Source organism: Amycolatopsis bullii (assembly GCF_014654205.1).
In the GTDB taxonomy this organism is placed as follows: domain Bacteria; phylum Actinomycetota; class Actinomycetes; order Mycobacteriales; family Pseudonocardiaceae; genus Amycolatopsis; species Amycolatopsis plumensis.
In genome coordinates this window covers 20,843-42,983 of the sequence record NZ_BNAW01000026.1, presented here as the reverse complement: position 1 = coordinate 42,983, position 22,141 = coordinate 20,843, and the positions used below count along the sequence as shown (strand labels likewise).

Below are 22,141 nucleotides of genomic sequence, written 5' to 3'. Positions count from 1 at the left end.
TGCACGTCCTTCCTCGTGAGGTGCTGGCAGCTTGCCAGCCGGGTGCGCGGGAAGCCAGTACCGGAAGCAGAACGTCACCGCCGGCACGTGAGCTGCCGGTGAGGAAATGGCGGGGTGCGGCCGGTTCGCGGTGCTCTCACGCGGGCGGCAGCGCGCGGCACAGCGCGTCGAGGGCCGCCGGGTAGGCGTGTTCGGGCGGGGCCGCGTAGCCGACGACCAAGCCGTCCATTGTGGACATAGTACTGTCCGGGTGCCGGAAGGCGGCCAGCCCGTCGAGCGCCAGTCCTTGCCAGGCCGCCGCCTTCAGCGCGGTGTTTTCGGTGCCCGGCGGGAGGCGGAGCACGGCGTGCAGCCCGGCGGCGATGCCGGTCGGCGTCACGTGCGGTGCCCGCTCGGCGAGCGCCGTGACGAGCCGGTCGCGCCGGCGGCGGTAGTGCTGGCGTATCCGGCGGATGTGCCGGTCGTACCCGCCCGAAGCCAGGAATTCGGCCAGGGTGAGCTGGCCGAGCACGCCCGCCCACGCCTCGCGCTCGCCCTTCACGGCGAGCACGGGGTCGACGAGGTGCCCGGGCAGCACCAGCCAGCCGAGGCGCACCGCGGGCGAGAGGCTCTTGCTCACCGAACCGGCGTAGACGACGTGCTCCGGGTCGAGGCCCTGGACCGCGCCGACGGGTTTGCGGTCGTAGCGGAACTCGCCGTCGTAGTCGTCCTCGACGAGCACCCCGCCGGTCGCGCGGACGTGGCCGGCGACCGCGGTGCGGCGGTCGTGGTGCAGCGGGCCGCCGGTCGGGAACTGGTGGGCGGGCGTCAGCAGCACCGCCGGGACGTCGAGGTCCTCGACGCGTGCGCCGTGTTCGTCCAGGGCCAGCGGAATGGTCCGCACGCCGGCGGCGGCGAAGATCGAGCGGTGGAACGCGAGGCCGTAGGACTCCACGGCGAGCGGTCCCGGCAGCACGGCCGGGAACAGCAGCCGCAGGGCGTGGGCGACCCCCGAGCACACGACGATCCGCTCCGGTGACGTCCGCACGCCCCGGGCCCGCGCGAGGTACTGGGCCAGTGCTTCCCGCAGTTCCGGGCGGCCGCGCGGATCGCCGGGACCGAAGGCGTCGTGCGGAGCCACGTTCAGCGCCCGTCGCGCGGCGGCGAGCCATTCGGTGCGCGGGAACGACGTCGCGTCCGGTTGTCCTTGCCGGAGGTTGTACGCCGGTTTCGGCGCTCCTGGCGCCTTTTTCGGGGTTCGGACCGGCTTCAGCGGCTCGGCGCGCTCGGCGACGCGGGTGCCGGAACCCTGGACGGCGGTGAGCCAGCCTTCGGCGACCAGCTCGGCGTAGGCGTCGGCGACGGTGTTGCGGGCCAGCCCGAGGTCCGCGGCCAGCGACCGGTACGGCGGCAGCCGGGTGCCCGGGGCGAGCCGGCCGGCCCGGACGGCGTCCCGCAGGGCGGCGATGAGCGCGGCCCGCTTGCCGCCGCTACCCGGCAGCTCCAGGTGCAGGTCGGCGCCGAGCCGTTCCCCCGAATTGACCCACGCTTTTGCCACGGAAATGCACCCTACACGTGGGTCAAACCGGCCCTAGATTTCTGGTCATGACGAACTCCCGCCTCAACTTCGCCAAGACCGCCCCGAAGGCCTTCAAGGCCCTGATCGGCTTCGACGCCGCCGCTCGCGCCGGGCTGGACCCCGCGCTGGTCGAGCTGGTCCAGATCCGCGCGTCGCAGCTCAACCGCTGCGCGTACTGCCTGCACATGCACACCTCGGACGCCCGCAAGGCGGGCGAAAGCGAGGAGCGGCTGCACATGGTCGCGGTGTGGCGCGAGGCCGGCCACTTCTTCAGCGAGAAGGAGCGGGCGGCGCTGGCGCTGACCGAAGCCGTCACACTCATCCACGACGGCGGCGTCCCCGACGACGTCTACGCCGCCGCGCTCGAGGAGTTCGGCGAAGAGGAATTGGCCCAGCTGCTCGCGCTGATCTTCACCATCAACACGTGGAACCGCATCGCCATCACGACGGCGAAGGTGCCGGGCACGGACGAGCGGGTGGCCCGGTGAAGCGCCTGGCGTTGCTGGCCTTCGCCCAGCTGATCATTTCCCTGGACTACAACATCGTGTACGTGGCGCTGCCGGACATCGGCCGCGAGCTCGGGTTCGGCGCCCAGAGCCTGCAGTGGGTGGTGAGTGCCTACGCCGTGGCGTTCGGCGGGGCGCTCCTGCTCGGCGGGCGGGCCTGCGACCTGTTCGGCCCGCGCCGGATGTTCGCGCTGGGCTGCGCGCTTTACGCGGTGTCGTCGCTGGCCGGCGGCCTGGCCGGGACCCCCGGCCTGCTCATCGCGGCCCGGGCCGGCCAGGGCCTGGGCGGGGCGCTGCTCTTCCCGGCGACGCTGACCCTGGTCAGCACGTCGTTCGCGGCCGGTCGCGAGCGCAACCGCGCGTTCGCGGTGTGGGGCACCGCGGGCGGCAGCGGGATGATCCTCGGCTCGCTGCTGGGCGGGGTGCTGACGCAGGCCTTCGGCTGGGCGGCGGTGTTCTTCGTGAACGTCCCGCTGGCCGCGGCCGCCGCTTTGCTCGCGTTTCCGGTGCTGGCGGCGGATCCCGCGCGGGAGCCGGGCCGCCGGTTCGACCTCACCGGCGCGCTGACCGCGACCCTCGGCACGACGCTGGCGGTGTTCGCGCTGGTCGAAGGCCCGGAGCTGGGCTGGACGCCGGTGCTGGTCCCGGCTTTGGCCGGTCTCGCTTCACTAGCCGCGTTCGCGGTGATCGAGCGCCGCAGCCGCGACCCGCTGTTGCCGGTGCGGCTGCTGAGGGAGCGCAACCTCGGGACGGGCGTGGTGGTGACGTTCCTCTACATGGGCACGTTCGGGACGCTGCTGTACTTCCTCACCGGGTACTTCCAGGGCGTGCACGGCTACGGCGCGCTGGCGACGGGGCTGGCGTTCGGGGTGCCGATGGTGGCGATCGCCGCGGGTTCGCAGGCCGCGGGCCGGCTGGCCACCCGCTGCGGGACCCGGCCGACGCTGGTGGTGTCCCTGGTCGTCGGCGGAGCCGGGGCGGTCATGCTGGGGTTGTCGATGACACTGGAGGCGTCCTACCTGGAGCTGGTGCCGGCGCTGGTCGTGCTGGGGCTGGGGCAGGGCGCGGGCTACACGCTGATGTTCGGCGCGGCGACGGCCGGGATCCCGGCGGCGGACCGGGGAGTGGCGTCCGGAGTGGCGTCGACGGCCCAGCAGGTCGGCGGCTCGGTGGGGCTGGCGGTGTTCGTGGCGGTGGCCAACGCGGGCACGCACGGGCTTTCGGGTGCGACACTGCGATCGGCCACAGTGGACGGTCTGCGGACGGCGGTGCTGCTGGCGGCGGCCGGGATCGTGGTGACGGCGGTGGCCGCGCTGCGATTCCGCGGCGCCGAGCGGGCGGCGGTGACTGTCTGAGCAGCCCCCGATTTCCACGCTACCCGGGGACACCGACAAGTTCCGGTGCCGGACCGCTCGCTCCGCCCGGTGTTCCCCAAGGCGGTCCGGCTGTGCGGAAGGGCCACCATCCCCCGCGATGGTGGCCCTTCCGCGTTCTCCCCCCTCGGCCGGCTCAGTCCGCGAGGGCCAGCAGGTCCTGCTCCACGACCGGCTCTTCGGCCGGCTGCTTGCGGGCCACCAGGCCGCTGATCGCGATCAGCAGGCCCAGCACCGCGATCCCGGTGACCACGCTCAAGGCCGGCGTCAGCCCGGTCAGCAGCGCGGCCGGCGAAGCTTCACGGCCGCCGTTGGCGGTCAGCACCGCCGTCACGACGGCGAGGCCGATCGCGCCGCCGACCTGCAGGGACGTGTTCAGCAGGCCGCCGGCCAGGCCCTGCTCGTCGTCCGCGATACCGGCCGTGGCCTGGATGTTCAGCGACGAGAACGCCAGCGTGAAGCCGATGCCGAGCAGGATCATGCTCGGCAGCACGCTGCCCGCGTAACCCGAGTGCTCGTCGATGCGCAGGAACAGCGCGTAGCCGATGACGTGCGCGACCACGCCCGCGAAGATCGTGCGGGGCGTGCCCACCCGGTCGATCAGCGGCTCGATGCGCGGGGACCCGAACGCCACGATCAGCGCCGCCGGCAGGAAACCCAGCGCCGTCTGCAGCGCCGACCAGCCGAGGACCCGCTGCAGGTACAGCATCACGACGAACTGGAAGCCGATGTACGCGCCGAAGAACAGCGCACCGCCGAGGTTGGCCCTGGCCAGCGGGCCCGAGCGCAGGATGCCCAGCCGCAGCAGCGGGTGGCGGCTGCGCTTTTCGATGACCACGAACGTCACCAGCAGCGCCAGCGCGACGGCGAACGTGATCAGCGTGCGCGGGGCCGCCCAGCCGATCTCCGGCGCCTCCACCACGCCGAACACCAGCAGCAGCGAACCGGCGGCGCCGGTGATGGCGCCCGGGAAGTCGTAGCCGCGGCCTTCTTCGGCGCGGTACGACGGGATCAGCTTCCACGCCGCCACCAGCGCGACCAGCGCGATCGGGGCGGGGAGCAGGAACGTCCAGCGCCAGCCGACCTCGGTCAGCAGGCCGGAGAACACCAGGCCCGCGGAGTAGCCGCTGGCGCCGAACACGGCGAAGATGCTGATCGCCTTGTTGCGGGCCGGGCCCTCCTGGAACGTCGTGGTGATGATGGACAGCGCGGCCGGCGCCGTGAACGCGGCGGCCAGGCCCTTGATGAAGCGGCTCGCGATGAGCAGCGCGCCGTCGTCGACGAGGCCGCCGAGCAGCGAGGCGAGCGCGAAGATCGCGACGGCGACGAGGAACACGCGGCGGCGGCCGAGCAGGTCGGCCGTGCGGCCGCCGAGCAGCAGCAGGCCGCCGTAACCGAGCACGTAGCCGCTGACGACCCATTGCAGCGCGTTGGTGGACAGGCCGAGGTCGGCCTGGATGGCCGGGAGCGCGACCCCGACCATCGACACGTCGAGCGCGTCGAGGCCGATGACGATCGAAACGGTGAGCAGGACACCCCAGAGACGTGCGTCCCACCGGGTCGAGGTGGTGGACAAGGACACGGAAGAGCTCATGGCGGCGACATTACATGCGCGCGCATCTAATGTCCAAGCATTAAATGTGTTTGCATCTGATGTCCGCGCATGCTAAGTTGGTCGCCGTGAGCGACGTCGCTGTGGAACAGGGCCTGGTCCGGGAGTGGCACGAGCTGCTGGGCCGCTACTCGGCCGTGTTCAGCACGCTCGAGTGCCGATTGCAGGAGCGCCACGGCATCGGCGCGAACGAGTTCGAGGCCCTGGAACGGCTCGCGACCTGCGACTTCAAGTGCCGCTCGGCCGACCTGACCGAGGCCATCCACCTCAGCCAGAGCGCCACCTCCCGGCTGGTCGCCCGCCTGGAGAAGGAGGGCCTGGTCGAGCGCGCGCTGTGCGAGGTGGACCGGCGCGGCATCTTCGTCACGCTCACCGACGCCGGCCGCGAGAAGTACGTCGCGGCGAAGCAGACGCACCGCGAGGTGCTTCAGGAAACCCTGCGCTAGTTCAGCCCACCGGCCCTTCGACGGCCTTGACCGAGAGCTGCCGCTGACCGCCGGCCGCGCCGGTCACCGTCACCGTGAGCTGGTCGCCGGGGTGGTGGGTGTCCATCACGTTCGTCAGCGTCGTCGCCGAGTCGACCGGTTTGCCGTCGATGGCCGTGATCACGTCGCCGGCCGCGAGGCCCGCCTTCTGCGCCGGCCCGCGCTGGACCACCTCGCGGACCTTGGCCCCGCCCTGGCCGTCCGTCACCGAAACCCCGATGAACGCCGTCTTGCCGATGTGGATCTTGTCGGACGCCTGCCCGCCGACGATCTTGTGGGCGATGTCGACGGCCTGGTTGATCGGGATGGCGAAGCCCTGCCCGGTGCCGCCGCTGCGCCGCCCGTTCAGCTGGTAGCCGGTGGACGCGGCGGTGTCGACGCCGATGACCTGGGCGTCCGCGTTGACCAGCGGGCCGCCGGAGTCACCCGACTCGATGTTCGCCCGGACCTGGATGAGCCCGGTGAGCTGCTCCGACGACCCGCTGGACTCGTCCGAGGCGGTGATCGACTGGCCCAGCGCCGTCACCGTGCCCGGCGCGGGCACCGGGTCGCCGCCGCGGCCGCCGGCGTTGCCGAGGCCGAGGATCTGGTCGCCGACCTGCACGGTCGACGAGTCGCCGAGGGACGCGGTGGGCAGCCCGGACGCGCCCCGCAGCTGCAGGACGGCGATGTCCTCGGTGCGGTCGTAGCCCACGACCTCCGCCTGGTAGGTGTCCCCGGTGCCGATGCTGGTGACCTTGATGCTGGTCGCGCCGGCGACCACGTGGTTGTTCGTCAGCACCTCGCCGTCCGCCGTGAGCACGATGCCCGTGCCCGCCGCGGCCGCGCCCTGCAGCCCGAGCTCGGTGTTGATGTTCACGATGGCCGGGTTGACCTTGGCCGACACGGCGTCGACGTCGAGCACCGTCTTGGCCGCCTGGGGCGGCCCGGAGAAGCCGAAGTTCTGGTTGCCGCCCGCGGTGGGCGCGTTCGGCCCGGAGATCAGGTGTCCGATCCCGAGCCCGGCGACCACGGCCAGCGCGATTGCGACGACCGCGACGGTCAGCGCACGCAGCGGGTGCCGCCGGCGCGGCGGTGGCTGGTAGGCGGGCTGCGGGTAGGCGTAGGTCGGTTGCGGGTACGGGCGTCCCCACTGGTCACGCGGCTGCTCGTACGGCTGCTGGGCGTAGTAGCCCTGGTCCTGCGGGTAGCCGTTCCGGCCGTAGTACTCGGACGAGTATCCGCCCTGGCCGTAGCCGTACGGGTACTCGCCGCCACCTTGCGGTCCTCGGTCGTACTCGCTCATGCACAGCTCCAGCTCTCGACAAGCCTCCGGCTCGTACCAGGAAACGCCCCCTTCCTGAGAATTTCCTGGTGCGTTTCCATGGACTTGCTGTGGATTACCGCCGGATCCGCTCCATGCCGGGGTCGACCAGTGGCTCGGCGGCCACGGTGGCCGCGACCCGGCGGCCGAAGTACTCGATCTCCACGCTGCTGCCGATGTCCGCCGACGCCGGGAGCCACGCGTAGGCGATCGGCCGCCCGACGGTGTACCCGTACGCGGCACTCGTGACGTACCCCGAGGCCACGCCGTCGACGAACACCGGTTCCTTGCCCAGCACGACCGTGCGGCCGTCGTCGATCGTCAGGCACCGCAGCCGCCGCGACGCCGTCTCCTCACTGCGGCCTTCGATGGCCGACCGGCCCAGGAACTCACCCTTCGCGGGACGGACCGCGAACGCCAGCCCGGCCTCGTACGGGTCGTGTTCGGTGGTCATGTCGGTGCCCCACAGCCGGTAGCCCTTCTCCAGCCGCAGGCTGTTGAACGCCGCCCGCCCGGCCGCGACGACGCCGAGGGGCTGCCCGGCCGCCCACAGCGCGTCCCACAGCCGCAGGCCGTTGTCCGCGCTCGTGTAGATCTCCCAGCCGAGCTCGCCCACATAGGACAGCCGCATCGCGACCACCGGCACCCCGGCGATCCGGGCCTTGCGCGCCCGGAAGTACTTCAGGCCCGTGTGCGAGAAGTCCTCGCGCGACAGCGGCTGCACGAGGTCCCGCGCCAGCGGTCCCCAGACACCGATGCAGCACGTCCCGCCGGTGATGTCCCGGACCCGCACCCCCGCGGGCGCGTGCTTGACGAAGTGGTCGACGTCGATGGTGCCGTTGATCCCGGCCTGGAACACCTCCGGCTCGAGCCGCGCGACCGTGACGTCACTCCGCACGCCGGCCGCGGAGTCGAGCATCAGCGTGTACGTCACCGAACCGACCGACTTGTCCAGCTGGTTGGTGGTCAGCGACTGCAGGAACTCCAGGGACCCCGCACCGCTGATCTCCACGCGCTTCAACGGCGTCATGTCGTACAGCGCGACACCGTTGCGCGTGTGCCACGCCTCGGCCGCCGCGATCGGCGAGTGGAACTGCGCCGACCACGCGTCCCGCGCGGGCGGGTGGGCGTCGTGCGGGAGCTTCTCGAGCAGTGGCGCGTTGGCCTCGAACCAGTGCGGCCGTTCCCAGCCGGCCGCCTCCAGGAACACCGCGCCCAGCTCACGCTGCCGCGCGTGGAACGGCGTCACCCGCAGGTCCCGCGGGGACAGCTTGGGCTGCAGCGGGTGCAGGATGTCGTAGACCTCGACGAAGTTCTGCTGCGCCGTCTCGCTCACGTACGACGGCGCCAGCTGGACCTCTTCGAAGCGGTGGACGTCGATGTCGTGGGTGTCCACTTCGGAATGTCCGTCGACCAGCAGCTGGGCGACCGCCTTCGCGATGCCCGCGGAGTGCGTCACCCAGATCGCCTCGGCCAGCCAGAACCCGCGGACGTCGGCCGACTCGCCGACCAGCGACTGGCCGTCCGGGGTGAAGGAGAAGATGCCGTTGAAGCCCTCCTCGACCTTCGTCCCGCCCAGCGCGGGCAGCAGGAGCTTGCTCTCCTCCCACGACGGCGCGAAGTCGTCTTCGGTGAAGGGCAGCATGGACGGCATGGCCGTCTCGGTCACCGTCGGGTCCAACGTGGACTCGTCGACCGGCATCGGCCGATGGGCGTAGGAGCCGATGCCGAGCCGGTCGACGTGCTCGCGGAAGTACAGGTCCTGGTCCTGGTGGCGCAGGATCGGCAGGCTCGCTTCGACCTCCTCGGTGTTGCGCCCGACGAGCTCCGCGACCTGCCCGGTTTTGACGTACTGGTGGGCCAGCGGCAGCAGCGGGACGTCCATGCCCGCCATCGCGCCGATCTCGCGGCCCCAGAACCCGGCGCACGACACCACGACGTCGGCCGGGAAGTCGCCCTGGCCGGTCCGGACGCCGGTGACGCGCCCCCCTTCCTGCAGCACGTCGGTCACGCGCGTGGAGCCGATGAACTTCGCGCCGCGCGCACCGGCCCGCGCGGCGAGCACTTCGACCGCCTTGGCGGCCCGCGCGAGCCCGTCGGTCGGGACGTGCAGCGCACCGAAGATCCGGGAACCGTCCAGCAGCGGCCAGCGGCGGACGCACTCCTCGGCGTCGATCAGCTCGCCGGGAACACCCCACGACGTCGCCCAGCCGTGCTTGCGCTTGAGGTCCTCCCAGCGGGCCGGGGTGGTGGCCACCTCCATGCCGCCGACCTGGAGGAAGCAGCCCAGCTCGAGGAACTTCGAAACGGTGTACTTCGCGAAGTCCGTCATCGCCTTGGACGCGTTGGTCTGGAAGACCAGGCCGGGCGCGTGGGACGTCGACCCGCCGGTGCGCGGCAGCGGGCCCCGGTCGAGCACGGTGACGTCGGTCCAGCCGCGGGCGGTCAGCTCGTCGGCCAGGTTCGCGCCGACGATGCCGGCGCCGATGATCACGACCTTCGGTGCGGTCATGGCGGATCTCCTCTACCGGAAGACGACGGTGCTGTTGCCGTTGAGCAGGACGCGGCGCTCGCAGTGCCAGCGCACCGCGCGGGACAGGGCCAGGGCTTCGGCGTCGCGGCCGACGGTCACGAGCTCGCGCGGCGAGTACGTGTGGTCGACGCGCTGGACCTCCTGCTCGATGATCGGGCCCTCGTCGAGGTCGGGGGTGACGTAGTGCGCGGTGGCGCCGACGTACTTGACGCCGCGGTCGTAGGCCTGGTGATAGGGCTTGGCGCCCTTGAAGCCGGGCAGGAACGAGTGGTGGATGTTGATCGCGCGGCCCTCGAGCTTCTGGCACAGCTCGTTCGACAGCACCTGCATGTACCGCGCGAGCACGACCAGATCGACCGAGTACTCCCCGACCAGGTCCAGGAGCCGCTGCTCGGCTTCCGGCTTCGTGCCGGGCGTGACCGGGACGTGCACGAACGGCACTCCGGCGGCTTCGGTCATCGGCCGCAGGTCTTCGTGGTTCGAGACGACGACGGCGATCTCCGCCCCGAGACCGCCCGCGCGCCAGCGGAACAGCAGGTCGTTGAGGCAGTGCCCGAACTTCGAAACCATGACCAGGATCCGCGGCGGGGTGCCGTCGGAGAACCCGAACTCCATGCCGAAGTCACCGGCCACCGGGGCGAACGCGCGGGTGAGGTCGTCTACTGTGGTCGGCTCGGTGCAGGTGAACGACGTGCGCAGGAACAGCGCACCGCGGAGGTCGTCGTCGAACTGCTGGTGCTCGACGATGTCGCAGCCCTGACCGACCAGGAAGGTCGTGACGGCGTGCACGATGCCCGCGCGTTCGGGGCACCTGAGGGTCAAGGTGAAAGTCACGAGACGTACTCCAGACTCGCGTCGGCCAGCCATGCTTTGAAGTAGTCCGAAAAGGACTGCCGCACGAGGATTGTGTAGCCGTCGTCCCGGACCATCAGCACGATTCCCGTCCGCGCGAGCAAGGTCTGCACACAGGTACCCGGCGGCGCCATCTCCAGGTCGAGGGAACACCCGTGCGCCAGCACGTCGGCCGCGTGCGACCCGGTCAGCCGCACGACGTTGCGCTGCGCCGACACGTCCACGACGGCGAGGGCACTTTCACGTGAAAGTGCCCTTTCCAGCTCCGGCCGGCGGCCGGGTGCGGCGAGGACGAGGTACTCGTCGGGGCCCATCCAGAGGAGGTCCACGCCGTTGCCGCTGGTGAAGGTGCACGGGCCGGGCAAGGGGACGCCGAGGAGTGTCTCGCCTTCCCGGAGGCGGACGGTGAGCTGGGTGCGGAACGGTTCGTCGACCGCGTCAACCGTCACGGCGGGCTCCTTCCTTGTCGAAGAGCACGGACTCGGTCACGGTCACCGGCACCACCTGGTCGCCGACCGGCACGTAGAGCGTTTCGCCGATGCGCTCGCGACCCGAACGCACCAGGGCGAGGGCGAAGGTCCGGCCGAGGGCGGCGCTGTCGTAGCTGGAGGTGACGTGGCCGAGCATCCGCACCGGCGGCTCGGGCACGGTCTCCGATTCGATGATCTGCGAGCCTTCCGGCAGCAGCACCGACGGATCGACCGGCAGCAGGCCGACGAATTGCTTGCGGTCGGGGCGGTTGTTCTCGGCGCGGGCGAAGGAGCGTTTGCCGATGAAGTCGGCCTTCTTCTTCGACACCGCCCAGGACAGGCCCAGGTCGTGCGGGGTGACCGTGCCGTCGGTGTCCTGGCCGATGATCGGGTAGCCCTTTTCGGCGCGCAGGACGTGCATGGTCTCGGTGCCGTACGGCGTCGCACCCTGGTCCACTATGGACTGCCAGAGCTCGAGCCCGTGCCAGGAGGGCACGTTGATTTCGTAGGCCAGCTCGCCGGAGAAGCTGATCCGGCAGACCCGCGCCGGCAGGCCCGCGACCTCGGCGTCCTGCCAGGTCATGAACCCGAAGGCCTCGTTGGAGACGTCGAGGCCCGGCGCCAGGCGGCCGAGGACCTCCCGCGAACGCGGGCCGACCAGCGGGATCGTGGCCCAGTGCTCGGTCACCGACGTCGCGTGAACCCGCAGGTGCGGCCACTCCGTCTGCAGCCACTCCTCCATCCACTCGAGGATCTTCGCCGCGTTGCCGGTCGTCGTGGTGACCAGGAACCGCTCCTCGCCGACGCGGATGACCGTACCGTCGTCGATGACCATGCCGTCGACCCCGCACATCACGCCGTAGCGAATGCGGCCGACGCGCAGGTTGCTCATCATGTTCGTGTAGAGCATGTCGAGGAACCAGCCGGCGTCCGGGCCCTGGACGTCGATCTTGCCCAACGTGGACCCGTCCATGACGGCGACGTCGGTGCGGGCCGCGCGGCATTCGCGCCGGACGGCGTCGGCCATCGACTCGCCGGGCCGCGGGTAGTACCACGGCCGCTTCCACTGGCCGACGTTCTCGAACTCGGCGTCGTGCTCGACGTGCCACGGGTGGATCGTCGTGACGCGCACGGGGTCGTGCAGTGCCCCGCGGTTCCGTCCGGCCAGCGCGGCGAACGAGACCGGCGTGTACGGCGGCCGGAACGTCGTCGGCCTGCGGTCGGCGAGGTCGACGCCGAGTGCCTCGGCGGTGATCCCGGCGGCGAGCATGCCGGACGTCTTCCCCTGGTCGTGCGCGGTGCCGATGGTCGTGTAGCGCTTGACGTGCTCCAGCGAGCGCAGCCCGGCACCGGTGGCGCGCAGAACGTCGGACACGGTCGCGTCCCGTTGCTGGTCCACGAACCGCGTGTCCACTTCGGACTCGGGCGCGGGCACCTGCCACAGCACCTTCGTCTCCGGCAGCCCTTCGCCCGCCGCCGCGCCCACGACGGTCACGTTCGGCAGGTCGCCGTCCGGGACGTAGGCGCCCAGTTCCGGGGCGTACCGCAGGGTGCCGCGGGCCTGGCTGTAGAGGTGCACGGCCGGGTTCCAGCCGCCGGACACGAGCAGCAGGTCGCACTCGACCCGCTCCCCCTGCAGCTCACCCAGTTTCGCCACGTGAGCGGCCGTGATGTGCCCGTCGGGGCCGCCGTCGGTGCCGATCACGCCGTAGCCTTCGCGGGCGTCGGCGATCCGCACGATCTCGGCCCCGGCGGCCGCCAGCTCGGAGGCGGCTTCACGAGCGGAGTCGTTGGTGGTGAACACGACCACCCGCTGCCCGGCGAGGACACCGTAGCGGTTCAGGTAAGTGCGGGCGGCCGAAGCGAGCATGATGCCGGGACGGTCGTTGTCCGGGAACACGATCGGCCGCTCGTGGGCGCCGGTGGCGATGACGATCCGCTTCGCCCGGATCCGCCAGACCCGCTGCCGCGAGATGCGTTCCGGGGCCGCGGGCTCGCCCCGGCGTTCCAGGGCCAGCACGAACCCGTCGTCGTAGACGCCAAACGCCGTTGTGCGCGAGAGGAATCGGACGCCCTCGAGGGCTTCGCCGCCGGGCTGGTCGTCCACGAGCAGGACCCGGCCGGAAGCAGCCGCCGCGGCCGCGCGGCCAGCGGGTCCGGCGCCGATGACCAGGACGTCGCAGTGGACGTGCTTGGTGTCGTAGCGTGCCGGGTCGGGTTCGGTGGCAAGGCGGCCCTGGCCGCGCAGGCCACGGGCCTCCAGGCCGTCGTACAGCTCGACGGTGGTCGCGGACAGCATCGGCTCCGGGAACGGCTTTTCGATCTGCACCAACGCATTGGGGTCCTCGACACCGGCGGCGACGATGCCGCGCGGCCGGCCGTACCTGATGCTGGTCGCGACGCGGTGGATGCCGTTGGCCAGCAACGCGGAAGCCAGGGTGTCGCCGAGGAACCCGGTCAGCTCGCGGCCGTCGAAGGTGAACTTGAGCGGGATGCCGGACAGCCGGGTCACGAGAGCACCGGCCCGGGCTCGTCGAGGCGGTAGACCGCCAGGAGGTCGTGGGTGCGCGTGTCGCGGACGGCGTTGAACCACCGGCGGCAGCCCGCGGAGTGGCTCCACCGCTCGGCGAACGGGCCGCTCGGGTTCTCACGGAAGAACACGAACTTCGCCCATTCCTCGTCGGACAGTGCCGACGGATCCGCCGGGTAGGCGACGTGCGCTTGGCCGCCGTAGTGGAACTCGGCTTCCTCGCGCGGCCCGCACCAGGGGCAGGGAATCAGTTGCATGGAGATCTCCTAGTGCGCAACGGCGGCGGCGCCGTGCTCGTCGACGAGGGCACCGGTCGTGAACCGGTCGAGGGAGAAGGGTTCGGCGTATTCGTGCGGCTTGCCGCGCGCGATGGTCGCCGCGAAGACGTCGCCGACCCCCGGCGTGGCCTTGAAGCCGCCGGTGCCCCAGCCGCAGTTGAGGAACAGGTTCTCCACCGGCGTCAGGCCGATGATCGGCGAGGCGTCCGGACTGGTGTCGACGATCCCGGCCCAGGTCCGCAGCAGGTGCGCCCGCGCGAACACCGGGAACAGCTCCAGCGCGGCGGCCATCTGCTGCTCGATGATGTGGAACGAGCCGCGCTGGCCGTAACCGTTGTAGGAGTCGATGCCGGCACCCATCACGAGCTCGCCCTTGTGGGCCTGGGAAACGTAGACGTGCACGGCGTTCGACATGACGACCGTCGGGTGGATCGGTTCCAGGAGCTCGGAGACCAGCGCCTGCAACGGGTGCGACGTCAGCGGCAGGTCCAGGCCGACCATTTTCGCGAGCACGGAGGTGTGCCCGGCCGCGCACAGCGCCACCTTGCCCGCCGCGATCCGGCCCCGGGGCGTCTCGACCCCGGTGACCCGTCCGTCCACTGTGGAGATGCCGGTGACCTCGCAGTTCTGGATGAGGTCGACCCCCATCTCGTGCGCGGCGCGGGCGAAGCCCCAGGCCACGTAGTCGTGCTTCGCGATGCCCGCGCGCGGCTGGAAGGTGGCGCCGAGCACGGGGTAGCGGACGTCCGGGGAGGTGTTGACGATCGGGCAGATCTCCTTGACGCCGTCGGCGTCCACCCACTCGGCGTCGATGCCGTTGAGCTTGTTCGCCTCGACGCGGCGGACGCTGTCGCGGACGTCCTGCAGGCTGTGCGCCAGGTTCAGCACCCCGCGCTGGCTGAACAGGATCGGGTAGCCGAGGTCCTCTTCGAGGCCTTCCCACAGCTTCAGGGAGTGCTCGTAGATGCCGGAGCTTTCGTCCCAGAGGTAGTTGGAGCGGATGATCGTGGTGTTGCGGGCCATGTTGCCGCCGGCGAGCCAGCCCTTTTCCAGCACGGCCACGTTCGTGATGCCCCGCTTGGCCAGGTAGTACGCGGTGGCGAGCCCGTGCCCGCCGCCGCCCACGACGACCACGTCGTAACTCCGGCGAGGCTCGGGGTTGTCCCAGAGGAAGTCCGGGTGTTCCGGCAGATCGGTCATCGAGCGTCCTCCGAGGACTGGTCGACTTCTGATATATCAATCGTCGATGTAGGCTAAGCGCCATGCACCCGCAGGTCAATCCCCCGTCGCTGGCCGAACAGGCGTACCTGTTCGTCCGTGATCGCCTGGTCATGCTGGACATCCCGCCGGGCTCCCCGATCAACGAAGAGGAGCTCGGCACCGCGCTCGGCATGGGCCGGACGCCGATCCGCGAGGCGCTGAAGCGGCTGGAGTCCGAACGCCTGGTCGTCGCCTACCCGCGGCGCGGGACGTTCGCCACCGACGTCAACATCTCCGACCTCGCGCACATCTCCGAGGTCCGGCGCACCCTCGAACCGATGGCCACGGCCGCCGCGGCCTCGCGCGCCACGGACGCCGACCGGGCCACGCTGGCCGAGCTGCGCGCGCAGCTCGACGCGGGCGTCCCGGGCGGGGACAACGCCGAGCTGCTGCGCACCGACCTCGCCCTGCACCGGGCGATCTACCGGTGCGTGCACAACCCGTTCCTCGAGGACACGCTGATCCGGTACGACAACCTCGCCACCCGGATCTGGTGCGTGTTCGTGCCCCGGCTGTCCGGGATGGCCGGCCACGTCGACGAGCACGTCCCGCTCCTCACCGCGATCATCGAGGGTGACGCCGAGAAGGCGGCCGCGCTGACGCTCGAGCACGTCACCGGGTTCGAGACCGCCATCCGGGCGTTGATCTAGGCCAGTCTCGCCCGGACCCAGTCGTGGAACGCGCCGATGTGGTGCTCACTGGGCACGAGCACCCCGCCGCGCGCGTACGAGCGCGAGTCCATCGCGAGCTGGCAGCGTTCGCACGCTTCGAAGTCCTGCAGGTTGACCCGGTGGAACAGCTCGACCGACCGGCTGAGGTCGCGGCCCGACTCGACCACCTCGGGCAGGTAGAGCCAGTCGCAGCGCACCAGCGTCCGGTCCGGAGCCAGGGGGAACATCCGGTGCAGGATCACGTGGTCGGGCACGAGGTTGACGAACACCCCCGGCTTGATGGTGATCGCGTAGTACTTGCGGTCCTGGGCTTCGGTGACCCCGGGCAGGCGGTCGACCCCCTCGGAACCGTCGACGGTGAAGCCCTTGATGTCGCCGCCGAACTCGGCGCCGTGGCCGACGTAGTACTGCGCGGCGTAACCGTCGGCGAACTCCGGGAGGACCTCGGTGAGCTCCGGGTGGATCGTCGCGCAGTGGTAGCACTCCATGAAGTTCTCGATGATCTGCTTCCAGTTCGCCTTCACGTCGTACTCGATGCGCTTGCCGAGCGCGAGACCGTCGATGCCGTAGGCGTCGATTTCGGCCGGGCCGCCGAGCCGTTCGGTGACGGCCCCGATCACCGTCTCCTCGAACGACGGCGGTTCGTCGGCCAGGCAGACCCAGGCGTAACCGAGCCATTCCCGCAGGTGGAGCCTGGTCAGGCCGAACTCGGTGCGGTCGACGTCCGGCATCCCGGTGAGGTTGGGCGCGGCGATCAGCTTGCCGTCGAGCCCGTACGTCCAGGCGTGGTACGGGCACTGGAAGGCGCGCTTCACGGTACCGGTTTCGGAGGTGCACAGCCGCGCACCGCGGTGACGGCAGACGTTGAGGAACGCGTTGAGCTTCCCGTCCCGGCCCCGCGAGACCAGCACGCTCTCCTTGCCGATCTGCACGGTCTCGAACGCCCCCGGCCCGGCGAGGTCGGCACTGCGCACGGCGCAGAACCAGTCCGCCTCGAAGATCTTCGCCTGCTCCCGCGCGAAGATCGCCGGATCGGTGTAGGAGCTGCCGGGCAACGTGGCGAGCAGGCTCGGCGGGAGATCGATAGCGGTCACCGGCGTGGTCCTCTCCGCGGATCAGTTCGGGAGTTGCGCAGAACGCGTCTTGTTGCTCACTCCGGAACAGACTGACTGCCGCCACGCGCGGCTGTCAATGGCTCAGACCGCCGGTCCCTCGATCGCCCGCCGGAACAGCGTTTCGATCTCCTCCCGCGTCGGCCGCGGGTCGGCCAGGGCCGCCTGCATCAGCAGGCCGCAGAACAAGCCGGCCAGGAGACGGCCGGTGAGTGGGTCGGTGCGGGAGCCGAAGAACGCGATCAGGGCGTCGTCCCAGGCCGCGCTGGCCTTGCGCAGGGCCGGCCGGTGCAGCGCCGCGACGTAGAGGTCGTATTCGACGACCGTGTCCCGATACTGCTCGTTGATGTAGCCCATCACCAGGTCGGCCAGCGCCGCGGCGAAGTCGGCGTCCGGGGCGAGCGCGGACTCCCACTCCTTCAGCGCGTGGACGTTCTTCTCGGCCGCCTCGTGCAGGGCGACTTCCAGCAGGTCGTCCAAGGTCGCGAAGTGGTAGGTCGTCGAGCCGAGCGGGACACCCGCCGCGGCCGCCACCGACCGGTGCGTGACGCCGTCGATCCCCCGCTGGGCGACCACCTCGATCGCCGCCTTGGCGATCCGCGCCCGCCGTTCGGGGTCGTTCGGACCACGGCGCCGCGTCGCGCCGGGTTCGCTGTTCGCCATCGAGCCCCCTTGTGGACATCTGTACACACTTCGCGTACAAAAGTACGCACTCTTGCCGCCGAGCAGCCACTACCGATCCGGGAAGGGCCGCATGTTCGATGTGCTGAACCCCGCGACCGGCGAGGTCATCGCGACCCTCGCCGAGGCGAGCCGCGCGGAGGTCGACGCCGCCGTCAGAGCGGCGAGGCGGGCCTTTGACGAGGGTCCGTGGCGCCGGACGACCGCCGCCGAGCGCGGCGCCCTGCTGCGCCGGACGGCCGACCTGCTGGTCCGCGACCGCGAGGAACTGGCCCGCACGGAGAGCCTCGACACGGGCAAGACGCTCGGCGAGGGCCGCATCGACATCGACGACGTGACGAACGTCTTCCGCTACTACGCCGACCTCGCCGACAAGGACGCCGGCCGCCTGGTCGACGCGGGCAGCGCGACCGTGGTCAGCCGGATCGTGCACGAACCGGTCGGCGTCTGCGCCCTGATCGCGCCGTGGAACTACCCCCTGCTCCAGATGTCCTGGAAGGTCGCGCCCGCGCTGGCCGCGGGCAACACCGTGGTGCTCAAGCCCAGCGAGGTCACCCCGCTCACCACGATCAAGCTCGTCGCCCTGCTCGAAGAGGCCGGGACACCGGACGGTGTCGTCAACCTGCTGCTCGGCGACGGCCAGGTCGGCGCGACGATGGTCGAGCACCCGGGCGTCGACCTGGTGTCCTTCACCGGCGGGTACGCGACCGGGGAGAAGATCATGGCCGCCGCCGCGAAGGGCGTCCGCCGGGTCGCCCTCGAACTCGGCGGCAAGAACCCGAACGTCGTCTTCGCCGACGCCGACTACGAAACCGCGCTCGACTACGCCCTGATGGCCGCGTTCGTCCATTCCGGACAGGTCTGCTCGGCGGGCGCCCGGCTGATCGTCCAAGAGGAAATCCACGACCGGTTCGTCGCGGACCTCGCCGCGCGCGCCGACCGGATCCGCGTCGGCGACCCGCTCGACCCCGCGACCGAAACGGGCGCGCTCGTCTCGGCGCAGCACCGCGCCAAGGTCGAGGGCTACATCGAAAGCGCTCTCAAGGACGGTGCGACGCTGCGAGCGGGTGGCAAGCGACCCGAAGGACCGGAGTACGACGGCGGTTTCTTCCTGCGCCCCACCGTGTTCTCCGACTGCACCCGGGACATGGCCATCGTCCGGGAAGAGGTCTTCGGCCCGGTCGTCACCGTGGAACGCTTCCGGGACGAGGCGGACGCGATCGCGCTGGCCAACGACACCGAGTACGGGCTCGCCGGAGCCGTGTGGACGTCGGACGCGTCCCGCGCCCAGCGCGTCGCCGGGGCCCTGCGCCACGGCACCGTGTGGATCAACGACTACCACCCCTACCTGCCCCAGGCGGAGTGGGGTGGTTTCGGCAAGTCGGGCGTCGGCCGCGAACTCGGGCCGTCCGGGCTGGCCGAGTACCAGGAGAGCAAGCACATCTACCAGAACATCGATCCCGTTCCGCAGCACTGGTTCAAAGGCTGATTTCCCCTCCCCCACCACGTGAGGACGCATGCCATGACCACTCAGGAAATACCGGCGGGCGGGGGGCCTGCTGCCGACGACAGCTCCGAACTCGAGAAGTTCGGCTACCGCCAGGAACTCGAGCGCTCGCTCGGGTCGTTCTCCAGCTTCGCCGCCGGGTTCAGCTACATCTCCATCCTCACCGGCGTGTTCCAGCTCTTCTTCTTCGGCTTCGGGTCGGGGGGCCCGGCGTTCATCTGGACGTGGCCGCTGGTCTTCCTCGGCCAGTTCGCCGTCGCGCTGTGCTTCGCCGAGCTCGCCGGGCAGTTCCCGCTCGCCGGCTCGGTGTACCAGTGGGCCAAGCAGATCGCGAAACCGGCGACGTCGTGGCTGGCCGGCTGGATCATGATCATCGGCGCGATCGTGACGGCGGCGGCGGTCGCGGTGGCCTACCAGATCATCCTGCCGCAGGTCTCGACCGCGTTCCAGATCGTCGGCAGCGACGCCGACGCCGGCCTGACGTCCACCCCCGGCGGCGCGCAGAACGCCATCATCCTGGCCCTGGTCCTGGTCGTGTTCGCCACGATCGTCAACATCATCGGCGTCAAGCTGATGGCGAAGATCAACAACTTCGGCGTCGCGGTGGAGCTGGGGGCGAGCATCCTGCTCGTGATCGCCTTGGCCATCCACATCCAACGCGGTCCCGGCCTGGTCTTCGACACCCACGGCACCGGTGAGGGTCACTCGTTCGGATACCTCGGTGCGTTCCTGGTGGCGTCTCTGATGAGCGCGTACGTCTTCTACGGCTTCGACACCGCGGGTTCGCTGGCCGAGGAGACGACCCAGCCGCGGCGGCACGCGCCCCGCGCCATCCTGCGCGCCATCACGGCCGCGTTCATCGTCGGCGGGCTGATCATGCTGTTCGGCATGATGGCGGTCGGGAACCTGAACGCCGACGAGCTGAGCACCTCCGGCATGCCCTACCTGCTGAAGAGCACCCTCGGCGAAGGCCTCGGTGACGCCTTCCTGATCTGCTCGGCGATCGCCATCACCGTGTGCTGCCTGGCCGTGCAGACCGCGGCGATCCGGATGACCTGGGCGATGGCCCGCGACGGCCGCCTGCCGTTCAGCCGCGCGATGGCGAAGGTGTCCCCGCGGTCCAAGACGCCGGTGCTCCCGGCGTTGCTCACCGGTGGCCTCACCGTCGTCGTGCTGCTGATCAACCTCGGCAACCAGCGGGCGTTCTTCATCCTCACGTCGACGGCGATCATCCTGTTCTACATCCCCTACCTGATGGTCACCGGCCCGATGCTGGTGCGCCGCCTGCGCGGGCACTGGCCGCGGCCGGAGCACGGGCCGTACTTCAAGCTGGGCCGCTGGGGCACGCTGGTGAACCTGGTCGCGGTGCTCTACGGCGGCGCCATGACGATCAACCTGATCTGGCCGCGGGCCGAGGTCTACGGCTCCGACCACTGGTACTTCCAGTGGGGCGCGGTGATCGTCACCGCGCTGATCGTGATCATCGGTGCGATCATGCTCTACGTCCGGCGGCGCACCTGGGGCTCGGCCCACACCAGCCCCGAGCACATGCCCGACCACACCCCGGACACCTTGCCCGGATAGGAGGCGCCATGAGTTCCGAAACCTACGACTTCGTCATCGTCGGCGGCGGCTCGGCGGGCTGCGCGCTGGCGAACCGGCTCTCGGCCGACCCGGCGAACAAGGTCCTCGTCCTGGAGGCGGGCCGGTCGGACTACAAGTGGGACGTCTTCATCCACATGCCGGCCGCGCTGACCTTCCCGATCGGGTCGAAGTTCTACGACTGGGGCTACCGCAGCGAACCCGAGCCGTTCATGAACCGGCGGCGCATCTACCACGCACGCGGCAAGGTGCTCGGCGGTTCCTCCAGCATCAACGGGATGATCTTCCAGCGCGGCAACCCGATGGACTACGAGCGCTGGGGCGCCGACCCCGGGATGTCCACTTGGGACTACGCGCACTGCCTGCCGTACTTCAACCGCATGGAGAACTGCCTTGCCGACGCGCCCGACGGGCAGTGGCGCGGCCATGACGGTCCCCTGGAGCTGGAGCGCGGCCCGGCGTCGAACCCGTTGTTCCAGGCGTTCTTCGACGCCGCCGAGCAGGCGGGTTACCCGCGCACCGACGACGTCAACGGCTACAAGCAGGAAGGGTTCGCGGCCTTCGACCGCAACGTCCGGAAAGGACGGCGGCTCTCCGCGGCGGGTGCGTACCTGCACCCGGTGATGAACCGGCCCAACCTCACGGTGAAGACGCACGCGTTCGTGTCGCAGATCCTCTTCGACGGCACGCGCGCGGTCGGCGTCGAGTACGCGCAGGGCCGCGGCGTGCCGGGTGAGGTGTACGGCAAGGAGATCATCCTCTGCGGCGGCGCGATCAACACCCCGCAGCTGCTGCAGCTCTCCGGCGTCGGGAACGCCGCGGAACTGGAGAAGCTCGGCATCGACGTCGTGAAGGACCTGCCGGGCGTCGGCGAGAACCTGCAGGACCATCTGGAGGTGTACATCCAGTACGCCTGCAAGCAGCCGGTGTCGATGCAGCCGTCGCTGGCCAAGTGGAAGCGGCCCTACATCGGTGCGCAGTGGCTGTTCCTGCGCTCCGGGCCGGCCGCCACGAACCACTTCGAGGGCGGCGGGTTCGTCCGGTCGAACGACGAGGTCAAGTACCCGAACCTGATGTTCCACTTCCTGCCGGTCGCCATCCGCTACGACGGTTCGGCCCCCACGGAAGGGCACGGCTACCAGGTGCACGTCGGCCCGATGTACGCCGACACCCGTGGCTCGGTGAAGATCAGGTCCACCGACCCGCGGGAACACCCGGCGATCCGGTTCAACTACCTGTCGACGGAGACCGACCGGAAGGAATGGGTCGAAGCGGTGCGGGTGGCGCGGAAGATCCTCAACCAGAGCGCTTTGGACCCGTACAACGGCGGGGAGATCTCGCCGGGGCCGTCGGTGGAGACGGACGAGGAAATCCTCGACTGGGTGGCCAAGGACGCCGAGACCGCGCTGCACCCGTCCTGCACGGCCAAGATGGGCGTGGACGAGAAGTCCGTCGTCGACCCGCAGAGCATGCGGGTGCACGGCACCGAGGGCCTGCGCGTGGTCGACGCGTCGGTGATGCCCTATATCACCAACGGCAACATCTACGCGCCGGTGATGATGACCGCCGAGAAGGCGGCCGACCTGATCCTCGGCAACACCCCGCTGGCCCCGCTCAAGCTGCCGTTCTACCGGCACGGGGAGACCGCCGCCAAGTAGCCGAGCGGGCACTTTCCCGTGAAAGTGCCTTCCCCGGTGAGGGCACTTTCACGTGAAAGTGCCCTCACCGGGGTTTCGGCGTGCGTGGAAACACCGTTATGGGGCAAGGGAAACTACCGGGGCGTACCCCCTTGACGGCGTCCGGCGCCG

At 70.5% G+C, this 22,141-nt stretch carries 18 protein-coding genes; 7 read left to right on the top strand and 11 right to left on the bottom strand.

All coding sequences use genetic code 11. From position 1 onward, the window contains the following. Positions 1 to 136: 136 nt before the first annotated feature. Entirely contained in the window at positions 137 to 1,537 is a 1,401-nt protein-coding gene (gene pdxR, locus IE317_RS26110) for a MocR-like pyridoxine biosynthesis transcription factor PdxR (RefSeq protein ID WP_191313985.1), read from the bottom strand. Positions 1,538 to 1,584: 47 nt separating this feature from the next. Here pdxR and IE317_RS26105 point away from each other — a divergent pair, with 47 nt between their 5' ends. Continuing rightward, complete coding sequence (locus IE317_RS26105; RefSeq protein WP_191313984.1) at positions 1,585 to 2,046, top strand: carboxymuconolactone decarboxylase family protein; 462 nt, start codon at positions 1,585 to 1,587, stop codon at positions 2,044 to 2,046. After that, positions 2,043 to 3,419, top strand: coding sequence for an MFS transporter (locus tag IE317_RS26100; protein ID WP_191313983.1), 1,377 nt, complete (start codon positions 2,043 to 2,045; stop codon positions 3,417 to 3,419). Before IE317_RS26105 ends, IE317_RS26100 begins: the two co-directional genes overlap by 4 nt. A gap of 154 nt (positions 3,420 to 3,573) precedes the next feature. On the opposite strand, the gene IE317_RS26095 is transcribed toward IE317_RS26100, so the two are convergent. Then, complete coding sequence (locus IE317_RS26095) at positions 3,574 to 5,031, bottom strand: MFS transporter (protein ID WP_191313982.1); 1,458 nt, start codon at positions 5,029 to 5,031, stop codon at positions 3,574 to 3,576. Positions 5,032 to 5,117: 86 nt separating this feature from the next. On the opposite strand from IE317_RS26095, the gene IE317_RS26090 reads away from it, so the two are divergent. Next, a complete protein-coding gene (locus IE317_RS26090) occupies positions 5,118 to 5,495 on the top strand; it encodes a MarR family winged helix-turn-helix transcriptional regulator (protein ID WP_191313981.1) in 378 nt (125 codons plus the stop codon). Between the two features lies 1 nt (position 5,496). On the opposite strand, the gene IE317_RS26085 is transcribed toward IE317_RS26090, so the two are convergent. From IE317_RS26085 to IE317_RS26055, 7 genes are all read right to left on the bottom strand, one after another. Beyond that, positions 5,497 to 6,819: a S1C family serine protease gene (locus IE317_RS26085; RefSeq protein WP_191313980.1), complete on the bottom strand. Its 1,323-nt coding sequence runs from the start codon at positions 6,817 to 6,819 to the stop codon at positions 5,497 to 5,499. A 94-nt stretch (positions 6,820 to 6,913) separates the two neighbouring features. Further along, a complete protein-coding gene (locus tag IE317_RS26080) occupies positions 6,914 to 9,349 on the bottom strand; it encodes a GcvT family protein (RefSeq protein WP_191313979.1) in 2,436 nt (811 codons plus the stop codon). A 12-nt stretch (positions 9,350 to 9,361) separates the two neighbouring features. Continuing rightward, positions 9,362 to 10,204, bottom strand: coding sequence for a formyltetrahydrofolate deformylase (gene purU / locus IE317_RS26075; protein WP_229902919.1), 843 nt, complete (start codon positions 10,202 to 10,204; stop codon positions 9,362 to 9,364). Further along, positions 10,201 to 10,671: a sarcosine oxidase subunit gamma gene (locus tag IE317_RS26070; RefSeq protein ID WP_191313977.1), complete on the bottom strand. Its 471-nt coding sequence runs from the start codon at positions 10,669 to 10,671 to the stop codon at positions 10,201 to 10,203. The genes purU and IE317_RS26070 overlap by 4 nt, the downstream gene beginning before the upstream one ends. Continuing rightward, a complete protein-coding gene (locus IE317_RS26065) occupies positions 10,661 to 13,204 on the bottom strand; it encodes a 2Fe-2S iron-sulfur cluster-binding protein (RefSeq protein WP_191313976.1) in 2,544 nt (847 codons plus the stop codon). Before IE317_RS26065 ends, IE317_RS26070 begins: the two co-directional genes overlap by 11 nt. Then, positions 13,201 to 13,479, bottom strand: a complete 279-nt coding sequence (locus IE317_RS26060) for a sarcosine oxidase subunit delta (protein WP_191313975.1) — start codon at positions 13,477 to 13,479, stop codon at positions 13,201 to 13,203. Before IE317_RS26060 ends, IE317_RS26065 begins: the two co-directional genes overlap by 4 nt. A 9-nt stretch (positions 13,480 to 13,488) precedes the next feature. Next, the gene (locus IE317_RS26055) at positions 13,489 to 14,700 is read right to left on the bottom strand and encodes a sarcosine oxidase subunit beta family protein (RefSeq protein WP_191313974.1); all 1,212 of its coding nucleotides are present in this window, start codon (positions 14,698 to 14,700) and stop codon (positions 13,489 to 13,491) included. A 62-nt stretch (positions 14,701 to 14,762) separates the two neighbouring features. Here IE317_RS26055 and IE317_RS26050 point away from each other — a divergent pair, with 62 nt between their 5' ends. Then, a complete protein-coding gene (locus IE317_RS26050) occupies positions 14,763 to 15,410 on the top strand; it encodes a GntR family transcriptional regulator (RefSeq protein ID WP_191313973.1) in 648 nt (215 codons plus the stop codon). Here the strand turns inward: IE317_RS26050 and IE317_RS26045 are convergent. Then, positions 15,407 to 16,525: an aromatic ring-hydroxylating oxygenase subunit alpha gene (locus tag IE317_RS26045; RefSeq protein ID WP_191313972.1), complete on the bottom strand. Its 1,119-nt coding sequence runs from the start codon at positions 16,523 to 16,525 to the stop codon at positions 15,407 to 15,409. The two genes, IE317_RS26050 and IE317_RS26045, sit on opposite strands and share 4 nt — an antisense overlap. A gap of 102 nt (positions 16,526 to 16,627) precedes the next feature. After that, positions 16,628 to 17,206, bottom strand: a complete 579-nt coding sequence (locus IE317_RS26040; RefSeq protein WP_191313971.1) for a TetR/AcrR family transcriptional regulator — start codon at positions 17,204 to 17,206, stop codon at positions 16,628 to 16,630. Positions 17,207 to 17,258: 52 nt separating this feature from the next. Between IE317_RS26040 and IE317_RS26035 the strand changes: the two genes are divergently transcribed. From IE317_RS26035 to betA, 3 genes are read left to right on the top strand one after another with little or no spacing between them, the layout of a single operon-like run. Next, positions 17,259 to 18,713: an aldehyde dehydrogenase family protein gene (locus IE317_RS26035; protein ID WP_268246905.1), complete on the top strand. Its 1,455-nt coding sequence runs from the start codon at positions 17,259 to 17,261 to the stop codon at positions 18,711 to 18,713. Positions 18,714 to 18,746: 33 nt separating this feature from the next. Beyond that, on the top strand, positions 18,747 to 20,315 hold the full coding sequence (locus IE317_RS26030) for an amino acid permease (RefSeq protein WP_191313969.1): 1,569 nt from the start codon (positions 18,747 to 18,749) through the stop codon (positions 20,313 to 20,315). Between the two features lie 8 nt (positions 20,316 to 20,323). Continuing rightward, positions 20,324 to 21,991 carry a choline dehydrogenase gene (gene betA, locus IE317_RS26025; protein WP_191313968.1) on the top strand — a complete coding sequence of 556 codons (1,668 nt, stop codon included), beginning with the start codon at positions 20,324 to 20,326 and terminating at the stop codon, positions 21,989 to 21,991. Positions 21,992 to 22,141: the final 150 nt, after the last annotated feature.